Source organism: Streptomyces narbonensis, from assembly GCF_014649015.1.
Lineage (GTDB): Bacteria > Actinomycetota > Actinomycetes > Streptomycetales > Streptomycetaceae > Streptomyces > Streptomyces narbonensis.
Genome location: NZ_BMSF01000010.1, coordinates 104,324 through 120,535, shown reverse-complemented (window position 1 = coordinate 120,535; position 16,212 = coordinate 104,324). Strand labels below are relative to the sequence as shown.

General features: G+C 71.7%; 14 protein-coding genes. 4 read left to right on the top strand and 10 right to left on the bottom strand.

The features are described from left to right. Complete coding sequence (gene nucS / locus IE124_RS20465; protein WP_189509303.1) at positions 1-681, bottom strand: endonuclease NucS; 681 nt, start codon at positions 679-681, stop codon at positions 1-3. A gap of 228 nt (positions 682-909) precedes the next feature. On the opposite strand from nucS, the gene IE124_RS20460 reads away from it, so the two are divergent. Next, entirely contained in the window at positions 910-1,302 is a 393-nt protein-coding gene (locus IE124_RS20460; RefSeq protein WP_055641302.1) for an SCO5389 family protein, read from the top strand. Positions 1,303-1,408: 106 nt separating this feature from the next. Here IE124_RS20460 and IE124_RS20455 read toward each other — a convergent pair whose 3' ends face one another. Then, positions 1,409-2,443 carry an LLM class flavin-dependent oxidoreductase gene (locus IE124_RS20455; RefSeq protein ID WP_189509302.1) on the bottom strand — a complete coding sequence of 345 codons (1,035 nt, stop codon included), beginning with the start codon at positions 2,441-2,443 and terminating at the stop codon, positions 1,409-1,411. 198 nt (positions 2,444-2,641) lie between these two features. On the opposite strand from IE124_RS20455, the gene IE124_RS20450 reads away from it, so the two are divergent. Beyond that, positions 2,642-2,971, top strand: coding sequence for an Rv1322 family protein (locus IE124_RS20450; RefSeq protein WP_189509301.1), 330 nt, complete (start codon positions 2,642-2,644; stop codon positions 2,969-2,971). A gap of 12 nt (positions 2,972-2,983) precedes the next feature. Here the strand turns inward: IE124_RS20450 and IE124_RS20445 are convergent, their stop codons facing one another. The 7 genes from IE124_RS20445 to mce form a co-directional block, all read right to left on the bottom strand. Then, positions 2,984-3,820, bottom strand: coding sequence for an ABC transporter permease (locus IE124_RS20445; protein ID WP_189509300.1), 837 nt, complete (start codon positions 3,818-3,820; stop codon positions 2,984-2,986). After that, positions 3,817-4,983, bottom strand: a complete 1,167-nt coding sequence (locus IE124_RS20440; RefSeq protein ID WP_189509299.1) for an ABC transporter ATP-binding protein — start codon at positions 4,981-4,983, stop codon at positions 3,817-3,819. Before IE124_RS20440 ends, IE124_RS20445 begins: the two co-directional genes overlap by 4 nt. Before the next feature lie 188 nt (positions 4,984-5,171). Continuing rightward, a complete protein-coding gene (locus IE124_RS20435; RefSeq protein ID WP_189509298.1) occupies positions 5,172-5,951 on the bottom strand; it encodes an ABC transporter permease in 780 nt (259 codons plus the stop codon). 4 nt (positions 5,952-5,955) lie between these two features. Beyond that, the gene (locus IE124_RS20430; RefSeq protein WP_189509297.1) at positions 5,956-6,924 is read right to left on the bottom strand and encodes an ABC transporter ATP-binding protein; all 969 of its coding nucleotides are present in this window, start codon (positions 6,922-6,924) and stop codon (positions 5,956-5,958) included. Positions 6,925-7,056: 132 nt separating this feature from the next. Beyond that, the gene (locus IE124_RS20425) at positions 7,057-7,992 is read right to left on the bottom strand and encodes a coiled-coil domain-containing protein (RefSeq protein ID WP_189509296.1); all 936 of its coding nucleotides are present in this window, start codon (positions 7,990-7,992) and stop codon (positions 7,057-7,059) included. A gap of 114 nt (positions 7,993-8,106) precedes the next feature. Beyond that, the gene (scy, locus tag IE124_RS20420; RefSeq protein ID WP_370468794.1) at positions 8,107-12,615 is read right to left on the bottom strand and encodes a polarized growth protein Scy; all 4,509 of its coding nucleotides are present in this window, start codon (positions 12,613-12,615) and stop codon (positions 8,107-8,109) included. Positions 12,616-12,828: 213 nt separating this feature from the next. Next, the gene (mce, locus tag IE124_RS20415) at positions 12,829-13,281 is read right to left on the bottom strand and encodes a methylmalonyl-CoA epimerase (RefSeq protein WP_189509294.1); all 453 of its coding nucleotides are present in this window, start codon (positions 13,279-13,281) and stop codon (positions 12,829-12,831) included. A 138-nt stretch (positions 13,282-13,419) separates the two neighbouring features. Between mce and IE124_RS20410 the strand changes: the two genes are divergently transcribed. Further along, positions 13,420-14,628 carry an acetyl-CoA C-acetyltransferase gene (locus tag IE124_RS20410; protein WP_189509293.1) on the top strand — a complete coding sequence of 403 codons (1,209 nt, stop codon included), beginning with the start codon at positions 13,420-13,422 and terminating at the stop codon, positions 14,626-14,628. A gap of 24 nt (positions 14,629-14,652) precedes the next feature. Then, positions 14,653-15,609 (top strand): methylmalonyl Co-A mutase-associated GTPase MeaB, encoded by a 957-nt coding sequence (gene meaB, locus IE124_RS20405; RefSeq protein WP_189509292.1) that lies wholly within the window; start codon positions 14,653-14,655, stop codon positions 15,607-15,609. Positions 15,610-15,683: 74 nt separating this feature from the next. On the opposite strand, the gene IE124_RS20400 is transcribed toward meaB, so the two are convergent. Next, entirely contained in the window at positions 15,684-16,160 is a 477-nt protein-coding gene (locus IE124_RS20400) for a MarR family winged helix-turn-helix transcriptional regulator (protein WP_189509291.1), read from the bottom strand. Positions 16,161-16,212: the final 52 nt, after the last annotated feature.

The window sequence follows — 16,212 nt, the reverse complement described above, 5'->3', positions numbered from 1 at the left end:
TCAGAAGAGGCGGAGCTTGTCGTCCTCGATGCCGCGCAGCGCGTCGTAGTCGAGCACCACACAGCCGATCCCGCGGTCCGTCGCGAGCACCTTCGCCTGGGGCTTGATCTCCTGCGCCGCGAAGACGCCCTTCACCGGGGCCAGGTGCGGATCGCGGTTGAGCAGCTCCAGGTAGCGGGTCAGCTGCTCGACGCCGTCGATCTCACCGCGCCGCTTGATCTCCACCGCGACCGTCGCGCCGTCCGCGTCGCGGCACAGGATGTCCACGGGGCCGATCGCCGTCGGGTACTCGCGGCGGATCAGGGTGTACCCCTCGCCGAGCGTCTCGATGCGGTCGGCGAGCAGCTCCTGGAGGTGGGCCTCCACGCCGTCCTTGATCAGACCGGGGTCCACGCCGAGTTCGTGCGAGGAATCGTGGAGGATCTCCTCCATCGTGATGATCAGTTTCTCGCCCGCTTTGTTGATCACGGTCCAGATGCCCGCCTCACCGTCCGTTCCGTCGGTGCCTTCCTTCAGGGTGCACGGCGGCGACATCCAGTTGAGCGGTTTGTACGCCCGGTCGTCCGCGTGGATCGAGACGCTCCCATCGGCCTTGATCAGGATCAGACGGGGCGCGGAGGGCAGGTGGGCCGTGAGCCGACCCGCGTAGTCCACGGAGCAACGGGCAATGACGAGACGCATGGTCCGCAACGCTACAAGACGGGCGCTCTTCCGCGCGATTCGGGCATCATCCTTAGCCGAACACCCGTCGGTTATCAGCCTGTTGTGTTCCCAATCTTCTGGTGCGACCAGGTCTGCGCGCTTACCGTGGAAGCTGGAGGTCGTCGTCCGTGCACGCTGCGTGGCGCACGGCCCGGCCTTCGTCCCTGCCCGCAAGACCCCGTCCGCGGGGTCGCGAGAGGAGAACCCATGTCGCTCGACGTCTCACCGGCACTGTTGGAACAGGCCGAGCGAGGCGAGGTCGACGAAGCCGACTTCGTCGACTGCGTCCGGACCTCCCTGCCCTACGCATGGGAGATGATCAGTTCCCTGGTGGCCCAGCTGAAGGTCGACGGCGGAGAGTTCGCCGACAACCAGACGCCGCCGCCGAACGAGCAGGCACGCGGTCAGCTGCTGCGTGCGCTCGCGAGCGATGCCATTCGTGGCGCCCTGCAGCGGCATTTCGGGGTGCGTCTCGCCTTCCAGAACTGCCACCGCGTGGCCGTCTTCCCGCTCGACCCGGCGGTGGACGAGCGGCTCGCCCGTTTCACGTCCGTACGGGGGCAGCTGCTCAACCAGTCGCCGGAAATGCGCGACTGCTGAGACATGGTGCTGCCGCTCCGCATCGCGGGAGACGTGGTCGACGCGTGCCGACACGCGTCGACCACGAAGAGATGCCGGAGCGGCGGCTCACTCTCTCCGCCGGGCCTCAGACCAGCAGCGGGAGGACCTCGGCGCCGAGCCGCCGGACGTTCTCCTCGGTCGCCGCGAGATCGCCCGAGCCCTCCGCGAGCAGAGCGAACCGCGTGATGCCCGTGCGCTCCGCCGTCGCCGCGAGCCGGTCCGCCGCCAGGCGGGGCGTGCCCACCGGGTGCAGCCCGCACAGCAGCTCCGTGTACGCCACGGGGTCCCGCATCGCCCGATGCCGGCCGTCGACCGTCACATGCGCGTCGAGCCCCTGCTTCAGCCAGCCCGGCATCGCCTTCACCAGCGACTCCGCCGCGTCCGCCCCCCGGTCCGCGATCTGCACGACCCCCGCCGAGACGTGCCCGGCGCCGATCCGTGCGATCTCGTCCGGGTCCCGCCCGGCCTCCCGCGCGCAGCGCGCCCAGGCCGCGACCATCTCGGCCTTGTCCTCGTCGCCGCAGTGCATCCCGAGAAGCATCGGAAGCCCGCGCTCCGCGGCGAGCCGCACGCTCTTCGGCGAGGTGCAGGCCACCACGACCTCGGGCCCCGGGGCACCGCCGATCAGCTCGTCGGTCCGGGGCACCACCGCCACCTCGCGGAAAGCGAATCGTTCCCCCTCGGCGCCGACCCGGGACTCGCGCAGCCACCGCAGCAGCAGATCCAGCGATTCGGGGAAGCCCCCCTCGTACGCCGCCAGACCCGCGCCGAACACCTCCAGGTCGACCCACGGCCCGCCCCGGCCCACCCCGAGGGTGAACCTGCCGCCCGATGTCAGGTGCAGCAGCGCCGCCTGCTCTCCCAGGGCGACCGGGTGGACCGTCGGCAGCACACTCACCGCCGTGCCCACCCTCAGCCGCCGCGTGCGCCCGAGGAGCAGCGCGGCGAGCGTCACGGCCGAGGGGCAGACCCCGTACGGCACGAAGTGGTGCTCGGCGAGCCAGACGGAGTCGAGCCCCGCCTCCTCGGCGACCTCGGCGGTCCGCACCGCACGGTGCAGGGCCTCCCCTTGTCCCTGGCCCGGGAACTGTGCGGCCAGAACGAACGTACCCACGCGCATCGCCTTCTGCCTCCTTGCGGCCGACGCGTATCTCCCCTCGCACTGGCAACAACGTCTGACACGTGCCAAAGGCAACGGCCGTTCATGAAGTTCTTGCGATTTTCGGCTAAGCCGTCACGGGCGGGGCCCGGGGCACCGCGTCGCGGCCCGTAGGCTGGAGAGAACGGTCCGTGTTCCCAGACCCCGTGAGGTGTGCCCGTGTCCCCGCGCCACAACCGCTCCCGAGGCGGCGAGAAGCCCGAGCATCAGCAGGGCGAACCCGGCGACCGGTACGGCGGCGCGCAGCGCAGTGAGACCTGGCAGGGCGAGGAGTGGTTCGTCCGCCTCGTCGCCGGGGCCAGCTCGCCCGGCAAGCGCTACCGCTGCCCCGGCTGCGACCAGGAGATCCCGCCCGGCGCCCCGCACGTCGTCGCCTGGCCCGAGTACGGGGGCGTGGACGACCGGCGCCACTGGCACAAGGCCTGCTGGAACGCGAAGGACCGCCGCACCAGCAGGGTGCAGCGGTCCCGTAACGCGCCCAAGTACTGAGCAGGCGCGGCCCTACACGTCCCGGCTGTTCATCAGGGCGTAGGCGCCGGCCAGCGCGATGCCCGCGGCCCCGGTCATGATCAGCAGCGGCTCCCAGCCCGCGGGACCGTCCTCACCGAACGGCGGCTGCGCCGCGTACAGCGCGATCATCTGCGAGGGGATCGCGTAGGTGAAGAGCCACTCCTGCACCGACTTCAGGGCCTCGGAGAACATGAAGAGGGCCGCCACCAGCGGCAGCAGCAGCAGACCGATCATCACCGTGATCGCGCCCGCCGAGTGCCGGATCAGCGCGCCGAGCGCCATCGAGAGCAGCCCGAGCATGGCCAGATAGGCGCCCGCGCCGACCGTCGCCCGCAGCCACTCGGCCCCCGTCGGGGTGCCCGCCGTGTCCACCAGGGCGACCTGTCCGGCGCCCACGATCGCGCCGACCACCGTCGTCACCGTGAAGACCAGCAGGAAGAAGACGATCGCCTTCGCCGTCAGCACCCGGGCCCGGCTCGGGCAGGCGGTCAGGGTCGTACGGATCATGCCCGTGCCGTACTCGGACGCGATCGTCAGGACCCCGAGCGTGATCACGCAGATCGACGCCGGAAGCATGCCGAAGAAGCCGAAGCCGAGCGCGGACTCCTCGCCCATCGGCGCCTCGGACGCCGAGGCGATGGCCGCCACACCCAGGCCGATGCCGAACATCAGCAGGATCATGACGCCGAGCGTCCACATCGTCGACCGCACCGAGCGGATCTTCGTCCACTCGGAGGCGAGCGCGTCACCGAGGTGCGCCCTGCGGACCGGGATGGGGGAGACGTAGGCGTGCGGCGCCGGTGCGTGGTGGTGGGTGGGGGCGGTCATCGGGCGTCCTTGGTGGTGTCGCTCGGCTGCGGGGTGGCGTACGGGCTCTGCGCGGGCGGCTGGGGAGCTCCGGCGTACGGGCTCTGCGCGGGCGCCTGCGGAGTGCCGGCGTACGGGTTCTGTCCGGGCGGCGGCGGGGCGTACCAGCCCTGCTGCGACACCTCGGGAGCCGTCGGCTGCTGGGGCGGCATCCCGTACCCGGGCTGGCCGGGCTGGAGCGGCGCCTGGAGGTGCGCGAGCCGGTCGTCGGTGGAGCGGTAGTCCACCGCGCCCTGGGTCAGGCGCATGTACGCCTCCTCGAGCGAGGCCTGGTGCGGGGAGAGCTCCCAGAGCCGTACGCCCGCGTCGTGCGCGAGGTCGCTGATCCTCGGCAGGGGCAGGCCCGTCACGCGCAGCGCGCCGTCCGGCTCCGACATCACCTGGCCGCCGGCCTCCGTGAGCGTCGTCGTCAGCTTCTCGCGCTGCGCCGGCTCGGTCTGCGGGGTCCGCACCCGGGCGAAGTCGGCGGAGTTCGCCGAGATGAAGTCCGTGACGCTCATGTCCGCGAGCAGCTGCCCCCGGCCGATCACGATCAGGTGGTCCGCCGTCAGCGCCATCTCGCTCATGAGGTGGCTGGAGACGAAGACGGTCCGGCCCTCGGCGGCCAGCTTCTTCATCAGGTTCCTGACCCAGAGGATGCCCTCCGGGTCCAGGCCGTTGACCGGCTCGTCGAAGAGCAGCACCTGCGGGTCGCCGAGGAGCGCCGCCGCGATGCCGAGCCGCTGGCCCATGCCGAGCGAGAACCCCTTGGAGCGGCGCTTGGCCACGTCCTGGAGCCCGACCACGCCGAGGACCTCGTCGACCCGCTGCGCCGGGATGCCGGCCAGCTGGGCGAGCGAAAGGAGGTGGCTGCGCGCGCTCCGGCCGCCGTGCACGGCCTTCGCGTCGAGCAGTGCGCCGACCTGCCGGGGCGCGTTCGGCAGCTGCCGGAAGGGGTGGCCGCCGATCGTCACGTGCCCCGAAGTGGGCCGGTCGAGCCCGAGGATCATGCGCATCGTCGTCGACTTGCCCGACCCGTTGGGCCCCAGGAAGCCGGTGACCACACCGGGCCTCACCTGGAAGGAAAGGTTGTACACGGCCGTCTTGGCGCCGTAGCGCTTCGTCAGGCCGACTGCCTCGATCATTCTCCAGCCCCATCGACAGGTCGGTCGCATCCATGTCGGGGCGTGGCGGCCGACGGCCGGAGCCCCCCGTATGAATGAGGAGCTTATCCAGCCGTTGACGGTTCCGGCGAAGTGGAAGAGAAGCGGCAGGGAAGGTGGGGGAGATTTCCAGGTCGCCCCCTACGGGTCGGACCGTGACCTTCGCGGGGTCAGGCGTCGCGCTTCTTCAGCACCAGGTAGCCGCCGATGAGCGCGGCCGCCACCCAGAGCAGCATGATCCCGAGCCCGCCCCAGGGCCCGTACGGGGCCTTCTCCGTGTTCAGGGCGTCCGGGACGACCTGCATGATCTTCGAGCCGGCCTGGTCGGGGAAGTACTTGGCGACCTCCTTGGCCTTCGGCACGGCCGCCAGGATCTGCGAGACCAGGAAGAAGAACGGCATCAGGATGCCGAGCGACAGCATCGAGGACCGCAGCATCGCCGCCACGCCCATCGAGAAGATCGCGATCAGCCCCATGTAGAGGCCGCCGCCGAACACCGCCCGCAGCACGTTCTCGTCGCCGATCGACGCCCGGTGCTCGCCGAGCAGCGCCTGCCCGAGGAAGAAGGAGAGGAAGCTCGTCACCACCCCGACGAGCAGCGCGAGCCCGCCGGCCACCGCGATCTTCGAGAAGAGGAAGGTCGCGCGCTGCGGCACGGCGGCCAGCGAGGTGCGGATCATGCCGGAGGAGTACTCGGTGCCGACCACCAGGACGCCGAAGACGACCATCGCCAGCTGGCCCAGGGTCATCCCGAAGAAGCTGACCAGGGTCGGGTCGAAGGTGAGCTTCTCGGCCGTGCTGAGATCGTCGAAGGTGGAGTTGAACACGGCGGACAGCGCCGCCCCGACCCCCACCGTGACGATCAGGGCGCTCGCCAGCGTCCAGACGGTCGACGACACCGTCCGGATCTTCGTCCACTCGGACTGGAGGACCGCGGATACCGCTGCCATCGTGTCAGTCTCCCTCGGAGATCGAGCCCCACCTGGGGCCAGGCGCCGGCGCGGCGCCGTGTACGTCGGTGCCGTGCGCGTGGTACTCCACCGCACCGGCCGTCATCTGCATGAACGCCTCTTCGAGCGAGGCGCGCTGGGAGCTCAGCTCGTGCAGGACGATCTGGTTCGCCCCCGCCAGCTCACCCAGCTTCTCGGTCGTCGCCCCGTCCACCTCAAGGGTCCCGTTGCCCGACTCGATCGCGATGAATCCGTTGGCGTGGAGAACGTCCCGCAGGCGTTCCTGCTCCGGCGAACGCAACCGCACATAACTTCTTGAATTCTGCTGGATGAAATCCGCCATCGACGTGTCGGCCAGCAGCTTTCCCTGCCCGATGACGATCAGATGATCTGCCGTCAGCGCCATTTCGCTCATCAGATGACTGGAGACGAAGATCGTCCGGCCCTCGCCGGCCAGCGCCTTCATCAGATTGCGGATCCAGTGAATTCCCTCGGGGTCCAGACCATTGACGGGTTCGTCGAACATCAGGATCTCGGGATCGCCGAGCAGCGCCGAGGCGATACCGAGCCGCTGCCCCATGCCGAGGGAGAAACCCTTCGACTTCTTCCGCGCGACCGGCGTCAGACCCACGAGGTCGAGCACCTCGCCCACCCGGCTCGCCGGGATCCGGTTCGACTGCGCGAGGCACAGCAGGTTGTTGTACGCGGAACGGCCGCCGTGCATCGCCTTGGCGTCGAGCAGGGCGCCGATGTACTTCAACGGCTCCTGGAGCTCCCGGTAGTGCTTGCCGTCGATCCGGACCGTACCGCTGGTCGGGTTGTCCAGGTCGAGCATCATCCGCATCGTCGTCGACTTGCCCGCCCCGTTCGGCCCGAGGAAGCCGGTGACGACGCCCGGCCGGACCTGGAAGGAGAGATGGTCGACCGCGATCTTCGTCCCGTAGCGCTTGGTCAGGCCCTCAAGCTCGATCATGCGTACCAACCTAAGGGCGTGCAAAACCCCCCGCCACCGGAGTGACGGAGGGTTTTTCCGATGCTCTGTGCACGCGTTACCGCCGACGTGCCGCCCGCGGTACCGACAGGCCTCGGTGGGGCTGCCGGGGCGTCAGCGGGACTGCTGGGCCGGGACGCCGGCGGGGCGCTCGTCGTCGATCGGGGAGCCGGCCGCCGCGACGGCGGCACCCGTCAGGGTCGCCAGCATCTCGCGGACGTTGGTCAGCTGGGCGTTGATCGAGTCGCGGCGGTTCGTCAGCGCCGCGAGCTCGCGCTCCGACTCGCTGCGGATCCGGTCGGCCTTCGCGTTCGCGTCGGCCACGATGTCCTCGGCCTGGCGCTGCGCGGTCTCCACCGTCTGACGGGCCCGGCGCTCCGCGTCCGTACGCAGCTTCTCGGCCTCCAGGCGGAGCTGCTCGGCGCGGTGCTCGATCTCGGCGAGACGCTTCTCGGCCTTCGCCTGACGCGAGGCCAGGTCGCGCTCCGACTGCTCGCGGCGCTTCGCCAGGTTGGTCTCGAAGTCCGCGGCGGCCTGGGCGGCCTTGGCGCGGGTCTCCTCGAAGAGGGCGTCCGCCTCCTCGCGCTTCGACTGCGCGTCCTTCTGCGCCTCGGCGCGCAGCGAGTTGGCCTCGCCCTGCGCCTTCTCGACGATCCGGACGCCCTCGTCCTCGGCCTTCGACTTCCGCTCGGCCGCGAAGGACTCGGCGTCGTTGCGCACCTGCTGGGCGGCCGACTCGGCCAGCTCGCGGTGCTGCTCGGCGGCGCGACGGGCCTCCTCGCGCAGGTCCTTCGCCTCCTCCTCGGCGAGCCGGAGGATCTTCTCGACACGGGCGCCGAGGCCGGCGTAAGACGGCTCGGCGTCGGTGACCTGCGCCTGTGCGTTCTGCGTTTCGAGGTGGAGTTCCTCGATGCGCTTCTCCAGGGAAGTGATCCGGGAGAGAGCACTGTCACGGTCGGCGACGAGCTTGGTAATGCGGTCGTCCACCTGACCGCGGTCGTAACCACGCCGCACGAGCTCGAAGCCGAAGGGGGAGGAAGTGTCGCTCATGGGGTTCCTGTCGAATGAGACCGGTGAGGTGTTAGAGGGAATCCTAGGGGCCGGAGCGGCGTGTCATCGAGCGTATGCCCGTTTGATCTGGAGAATGTCCAGCCTTTCGAGTGGCTAGCCGTCCAGAGACTTGCCACTCGAACGGGTGATACCTGACGACGCGCCCGCCTTGGCGCCCGCCCCGACGGTCTTCGCCCCCGCCGATGGTGTCTCGAAAGACTCCAACGCCTCCAGCACGTCCTGGACACGGGAGATCTCGGCATTGATGTCCTCGCGCCTGCGCACGAGCACCTCCAGCTCCCGCTTGCCCTCCTCGACGGTCCGCTCGGCCTCGGCCTCCGCGTCGGCCCGCAGCTGCTCGGCCTCCGCCTTGATGCCTTCGGCCTCCGCGACGAGCGACGCCTTCTTCTGCTCGGCCTCCTTGAGGAGCGCCTCCGCCTTCCGGACGGCCGCGATACGGACCTTGCTCGCCTCGGAACTCGCGTCGGAAAGCAGCTCCTTCGCCTTCTCCTCCGCCTCGGCGCGCTGTTCCGTCGCGGCCTTGACCAGCTTGTCGACGCGCTCGCCGGCCGTCTTCATCTGTTCGGCGGTCTCGCGCCGCGCCCGGTCGTGCAGCTCTTCGATCTCGCCCTCGACGCGGCCCCGCAGCTCCTCGGACCGGTCCCTTATGGCCGTCGCGTCGGTGCGCGCCCCGACCAGCAGTTCGTCGGCGTCCGTACGGGCCTTCTCCACCAGCGAGTTGCCCTCGACGGTCGCCTCGGCGACGATCCGCTCGGCCTCCTTGCGGGCCGCGCCGACCATGGTGTCCGCCTGCGTCTCGGCCTCGGTGGTGGCGCGCAGCGCCTCCTCCTGTGCCTTCGCGATCAGCTGGTCCGCCTGCTCGGCCGCGTCCGAACGCTTCCGCGCGCCCGCGTCCCGGGCCTCGTCGAGCGTCCGGTCCGCCTCCTCGCGAGCCTCCGAGCGCATCTGCTCGGCCGCCGCCGCGGCGTCCGCCTTGAGCTGCTCCGACTCCGCGCGGATCCGCTCGGCGTCCTGCTGGGCGGTCTCCACCGCCGCGGTCGCCTCCGCCTGGGCCTCGGCCTTGTGGCGCTCGGCCTCCGCGACGGTCCGGGCCGCCTGCTCGGCGGCCTCCGCCGCGATCCGCTCGGCCTCGGCCCGGGCGTCCGCCGTGACCGCGTCGGACAGCTCGGCCGCCTCGCGGGTGATCCGCTCGGCCTCGGCCGTCGCCTCGGCGACGAGCGCGTCGGCCTGCTGGGCGGCGTCGCTGCGGCGCTTGTCGGCGGCCTTGCGGGCCTCGTCGAGGACCTGCTCGCCGTCCGCGAGGGCGGCCGTCCGCAGGGCCTGGGCGTGCGCCTCCCCGTCGATCTTGACCTGCTCGGCCTCGGTGCGGAGCCGCAGTGCGTCCTGCTCGGTCGTCTCCATGAGCTCGACCGCCTCGGCGGTGAGCCGCTCGGCCTCGCTCGTCGCCTCGGCCATGAGCGCGTCGGCCTGCTCGGCGGCGTCGCTGCGGCGCTTGTCGGCGGCCTTGCGGGCCTCGTCGAGGACCTGCTCGCCGTCCGCGATCGCCGCGGCCCGCAGCGCCTCCACGTGCGCCTCGCCGTCGGCCTTGACCTGCTCGGCCTCGGTGCGGAGCCGCAGCGCGTCCTGCTCGGTGCTCTCCAGGAGCTCGGCGGCCTCGGTCGTGAGCCGCTCGGCCTCGGCGGCCGCCTCGGCGCCGATCCGCTCGGCCTCGATCGTCGCCTCGCCGACGAGCGCGTCGGCCTGCTGGGCGGCGTCGCTGCGGCGCTTGTCGGCGGCCTTGCGGGCCTCGTCGAGGACCTGCTCGGCCTCGGCGCCGATCCGGTCCGCCTCCGCACGCGCCTCGCCGACCACCGTCTCGGCCTTCTCGGCGGCCTCCGAGCGGATCCGGTTCGCGTCGTCCCGGGCGTCCGCCCGCGTGCGGGCCGCGTCCTGCTCCGCCGAGGCGAGCGAGTCCGTCACCTCGGTGCGTACCCGCTGCGCGTACTCCGCGGTGTCCGCCCGCAGCTTCTCCGACTCGGCGATCGCGTCCCCGACGGTCCGCTCGGCCAGCGCCTTCGCGGCCTCCGACTCCTCCTGGGCGCGCGCCCGGGTGCGGGCGGCGTCCTCGGACGCCCGCTCCCGCTCCTCGTACGCGTCGGCCCGGACCCGGTCCGCCTCTTCCTGTGCTTCGGTGCGGGTCCGCTCGGCCGCGTGCTCCGCGGCGCTGCGCAGCCCGGCGATCTCCTCTTCGGCCTGCTCGCGAAGACCGGCGACCGAGTCCCGCACCTCCTGGGCGGTCTGTTCGGCGGCGGTGACCATGTCGGTCGCCCGGGCGTCCGCCTCCTCGACCAGGCGCTGCGCCTCGGTCTGGGCGTCCTCGACGCGCTTGCGGGCGGCGGCGAGGAGCTCCTCGGACTGCTCGCGGGCGAGCTCGCGCTCGCGGCCGGCCTCGGAGCGGGCCGAGTCCAGCGTCTCCTCGGCCTCCCGGCGGCGCCGGTTGGCCTCCTCCTGCGCGGCGCTCAGGGCCTCGGCGGCCTCGGCGGCCACGCGCTCGGCGGCTGCCGCGGCCTCGGCCCGCACACGGTCGGCGGTCTCCTGCGCCTCGGACCTCAGGCGCTCGGCCTCGTCCGAGGCCTCCGTGCGGAGCCGTACGGCCGCGGCCTCGGCCTCGCTCCGCGCGGTGGAGGCGTCCGAAGACGCCTCGGCGCGCAGCCGCTCGGCCTCCTGCTCGGCCTGCTCCTGGAGCGTACGGACGCGCTCGGCCGCCTCCGTGCGGAGCCGCTCGGTCTCCTCGGCGGTCTCGCGCCGGATGCGCTCGCTCTCGGCGCGGGCGTCGGTCAGCTCCTGTCCGGCCGCCGCGAGCTTCGTCTCGGCGTCGGTGTGCAGCCGGGTCAGCTCGTCGGCGGCCTCGGCGCGGCGTGCCTCGGCGGCCCGCTCGGCGTCCGCGCGCAGCCCGGCGGCGGCCTCCTCGGCCGCCTCCTTGACCGACTCCGCCTGCTCCTCGGCCTCGGCGCGCAGCCGCTCGGCCTCGGCGCGGGTGCGCTCCAGGGTCTCCTCGGCCTGCGCGCGGAGCGTCTGGGCGCGCTCGACGGCCTCCGACTTGACCCGCTCGCTCTCGGCGCCGGCCTTGGTGCGGAGCTCCTCGGAGTCCGTACGGGCCTTGGTCAGCAGCTCCTCGGCGGTGCCGGCCGCCTCCTCGATCTGCTGGAGGGCCTCGCGGCGGGCCTCGCCGCGGATCCGCTCGCCCTCCGCGATGGCCTCGGCGCGCAGCTGTTCGGCCTCGCCGCGCAGCCGGCGGGCCTCCTCCTGGAGCTCGACCGTCTTGGCGCGGTACTCCTTGGTGTCGTCCTTCGCCGAGCCGAGCAGTTCGTCGGCCTGCTCCTCGGCCCGGGTCCGCAGCCGGTCCATCTCGGTCTCGGCCTCGCGGCGGATCCGCTCGGCCTCCTCGGAGGCCTTGCGGGTGGTCTCGCGGGCGTCCTCGGACGCCTTGGTGAGGATCTCCTCGGCGCTGCGGGCGGCCTTGGCGAGCGCGGCGGCGGAGTCCTCGGCCACGGCCGTACGGGCCTTCTCCGAGGCCTCCGAGACCAGCTTCTCGGCTTCGGCGGTCGCCTCGCGGAGCTTCTCCTCGGCCTCGGACTTGAGGGCCTCGGCGTCCTTGGTGGCCTCGCCGACGAGCCGGGCGATCTCCGTCTTGGCGGTGCGGGTGCGCTGCTCGTTGACCGACTCCGCGGAGGCGAGCTGCCTGGCGGCGGCCTCCTTGGCCTCCGTGAGGGCCTTCTCGGCCTCGGCGCCGGCCAGCCGGAGCTTCTCCTCGGCCTCCTGCAGGCGCTGCTCGGCGGCGCGGGAGAGCTCGGTGGCCTGGCGGCGGGCCTGGTCCGTCTCGGCGGTGGTGGTGGAGCGGAGCTGCTCGGCGTGGGCCGTGGCCTCCTGGGCCTGGCTGGAGGCGGCGCCCAGGAGCCGCTCGGCGTCCTTGCGGGCGCGCAGCAGGATCGCCTCGGCCTCGGCTCGGGCGGCCTCGGCCTCGGTGCCGACGCGGCGGCTGGTCTCCTCGGCGAGCCGGGTGGCCTCGGCTCGGGCGGTGGCGAGCGCCTGCTCGGCCTCCGCGCGGGACTCCTCCATCAGGCGGCGGGCCTGGGACTCCGTACGGGCGCGCAGCTGCTCGGCCCAGGCGACGTTCTCGTTGACGTGCGCCTCGACGGTCTGGCGGCGCTCGTTGAGTTCCTGGTCCAGCTGCTGACGGCGCTGGACCGCCTCGTTGTGCAGCTCGGCCTGGAGCCGGGACTGGTGCTCGGCGTGCTCCTGGAGGATGCGCTGTGTCTGGGCGCGGGCCTCGCGCAGCTCGCGCTCGGCGTCCTGGCGGAGCTGCTCGGCCTGGGCCTGCGCGTTGCGCAGCAGCTGCTCGGCCTGGTAGCCGATGTCCGCGCTGTCGTACGCGGGCCGGGACGCGATCGTGCGGCGCGCCTCATGGAGCTTGGCACGCAAGACCTCGACCTGGTAGCCGAGGTCCTCGGCGTGCTGGACGGCCTTCTCCCGCTCGGTCTTCAGCCGGTCCATCTCGGCTTCGAACCGGGCGAGATGGTCGTCTTCAGCTCGGTGGCTCTCCTGGCGTTCGTAGCCCCGCACTGCGCGGTCCATCCTTCCCCGAGCTCTTCGAGCAGGGGAGACCCCAACCCTGATCGCAACTCCAACGAGCACCGTCCTCACCGACGAGAACGGACCCCCGAGGAATCGTGATGGATCGGACGACCCCGACATCCCGACTTCGGTGCCACGTGGAGCGGCCCCGACCGGCCCCGGCCCGGAGCCGCCCACTCTACCGGGCCAGGAATCCGGAGGTCAGTGCTCCGCTGAGGAGTGGTCAGCGGACGGCTTCGCCGAGGTGACCAGTTCCGTGAGGACGCCGTGGCAGTCCTTGGGGTGGAGGAAGGTGATGCGGGAGCCCATCGAACCGATGCGCGGCTCGTCGTAGAGGACACGGACGCCCTTGGAACGGATGTCCGCGGCGTCACCGTCGACGTCCGCGGTGCCGAAGGCGATGTGGTGCACGCCCTCGCCGTTCTTGGCGAGCCACTTGCCCACCGCGGAGTCCTCGCGGGTCGGCTCCAGGAGCTGGAGGTAGGAGGCCCCGCCGTCCGAGGTCTCGTTGATCTTGAGCATGGCCTCGCGGACACCCTGCTCTTCGTTGACCTCGGTGTGGAACACCTCGAATCCGTACGTCGCACGGTAGAACTCGACAGTCTTGTCGAGGTCGAAACAGGCGATCCCGATGTGGTCGATACGCGTCAGCATGCCCCCTAGTCCAGCGCCAGAAGGGCGGTTACGCAACGTGCGCGCGATCACACCGGCTGCCCGGTGACCGCGCGCGCCGCGCCTCAGTACATTGGCGGTAAACCCTCGTTCACTCCTCATCCCTAGGGGCCGTGCCTCATGTCTGGAACGACCGGTACCACCTCAGTGATCGTCGCGGGCGCCCGCACGCCCATGGGTCGCCTGCTCGGCTCGCTCAAGTCCTTCTCGGGCGCGGACCTCGGCGGTTTCGCGATCAAGGCCGCCCTCGACCGTGCGGGCATCGGCGGCGACCAGGTGCAGTACGTGATCATGGGCCAGGTGCTCCAGGCGGGCGCCGGGCAGATCCCCGCCCGCCAGGCCGCCGTCAAGGCCGGCATCCCGATGAACGTCCCGGCCCTCACCATCAACAAGGTGTGTCTGTCCGGTCTCGACGCCATCGCGCTCGCCGACCAGCTGATCCGCGCCGGTGAGTTCGACGTGGTCGTCGCCGGCGGCCAGGAGTCGATGACCAACGCCCCGCACCTGCTCCCGAAGTCCCGTGAGGGCTACAAGTACGGCGCGATCGAGATGCTCGACGCCATGGCGTACGACGGCCTCACGGACGCCTTCGAGAACATCGCCATGGGCGAGTCCACCGAGAAGCACAACACGCGCCTGGGCATCCCGCGCGACGTGCAGGACGAGATCGCCGCCCTCTCGCACCAGCGTGCCGCCGCCGCCCAGAAGAACGGCATCTTCGAGGCCGAGATCACCCCGGTCGAGATCCCGCAGCGCAAGGGCGAGCCGGTGATCTTCGCCAAGGACGAGGGCATCCGCGCGGAGACCACCGCCGAGTCCCTCGGCAAGCTCCGTCCGGCCTTCGCCAAGGACGGCACCATCACCGCCGGCACCTCCTCGCAGATCTCCGACGGCGCCGCCGCCGTCGTCGTGATGAGCAAGGCCAAGGCCGAGGAGCTGGGCCTGGAGTGGATCGCCGAGATCGGCGCCCACGGCAACGTCGCGGGCCCGGACAACTCGCTCCAGTCGCAGCCGTCCAACGCCATCCTGCACGCCCTCAAGAAGGACGGCCTGGCCGTCGAGGACCTCGACCTGATCGAGATCAACGAGGCCTTCGCGGCGGTCGCGCACCAGTCAATGAAGGACCTCGGCGTCACCTCCGAGAAGGTGAACGTCAACGGCGGCGCCATCGCCTTGGGTCACCCGATCGGCATGTCCGGCGCCCGTGTGGTGCTGCACCTCGCCCTGGAGCTCAAGCGGCGCGGCGGCGGCATCGGCGCGGCGGCCCTGTGCGGCGGCGGCGGCCAGGGTGACGCGCTGATCGTCCGTGTCCCCGGCAACGGCAAGTAGTTCCGTACTCAAGGAGCAGCGCAGATGGTGGACGTCCCCGAACTCGTCGCCCAGGCACGTGAGGGCAGGCCGCGGGCAGTGGCCCGGCTGATCTCGCTCGTGGAGGGGGCGTCCCCGCAGCTGCGCGAGGTGATGGCGGCGCTCGCGCCGCTCACCGGCGGCGCGTACGTGGTGGGCCTGACCGGCTCGCCCGGCGTCGGCAAGTCGACGTCGACCTCGGCGCTGGTCTCCGCCTACCGGCGGGCGGGCAAGCGGGTCGGCGTCCTGGCCGTCGACCCGTCCTCCCCGTTCAGCGGGGGAGCGCTGCTCGGCGACCGGGTCCGGATGTCGGAGCACGCCTCCGACCCGGGCGTCTACATCCGCTCCATGGCCACCCGCGGCCACCTGGGCGGCCTCGCCTGGTCGGCCCCGCAGGCCATCCGCGTCCTGGACGCGGCCGGCTGCGAGGTGATCCTCGTGGAGACCGTCGGCGTCGGGCAGTCCGAGGTGGAGATCGCCTCGCAGGCCGACACCTCGGTCGTCCTCCTCGCGCCGGGCATGGGCGACGGGATCCAGGCCGCGAAGGCGGGCATCCTGGAGATCGGCGACCTGTACGTGGTGAACAAGGCGGACCGGGACGGCGCGGACGCCACCGCCCGCGAGCTCAACCACATGCTGGGCCTGGGCGAGGCGCGGTCCGCCGGCGACTGGCGGCCGCCGATCGTCAAGACGGTCGCGGCGCGCGGCGAGGGCATCGACGAGGTCGTGGAGGCCCTGGAGAAGCACCGCGCGTGGATGGAGGAGCACGGCGTGCTCGCGGACCGCCGCCGGTCCCGTGCCGCCCGCGAGGTGGAGACCATCGCGGTCACCGCCCTGCGCGAGCGCATCGGCGACCTGCACGGCGACCGGCGCCTGGACGCGCTGGCCGAGCGGATCGTCGCGGGTGAGCTCGACCCGTACGCGGCCTCCGACGAGCTGGTCGCGAGCCTGACGGGCAACTGACCCGGCTGGGCGAACACGGGAAGGGCCTCTCCGGCAGTCCGGAGAGGCCCTTCCCGTTGCTCTTCTTTGTCAGGTCACGGCTTCCCGCGCCGCCCGCGGAGCTGCTCCGCGATGGGCTTCAGGGACTCGTGGAGGTCTCCGAGGGCGTCGGGGCCGATCTGGTCGATGAAGTGCCTGCGCACCGATTCGACGTGGTGCGGGGCGACCTTGCGCATGGTGTCCATGCCGTCGTCCGTGAGGACGGCGTACAGCCCGCGACGGTCCGACTCGCAGTTCTCGCGCCGGACGAGTCCGGCGTTCTCCATCCGGGTGATCTGGTGGGAGAGCCGGCTCTTCGACTGGAGGGTGGCCGTGGCCAGGTCGCTCATGCGCAGCCGCCGCTCCGCCGACTCCGAGAGGTTCACCAGGATCTCGTAGTCGTTCATCGTCAGTCCGAAGGGCTGGAGGTCCTTCTCCAGCTGGTGCGTCAGCATCCTCTGGACGTCCAGGAACGTGCGCCAGGCGCACTGCTCGCCGTCGGTGAGCCACGGGGTGGCGGTCTCGGTCTCCATGTATGGATTCTACCTAAGAAGTTGAATACTTGACGAAGTCTGGGAGCGTGCG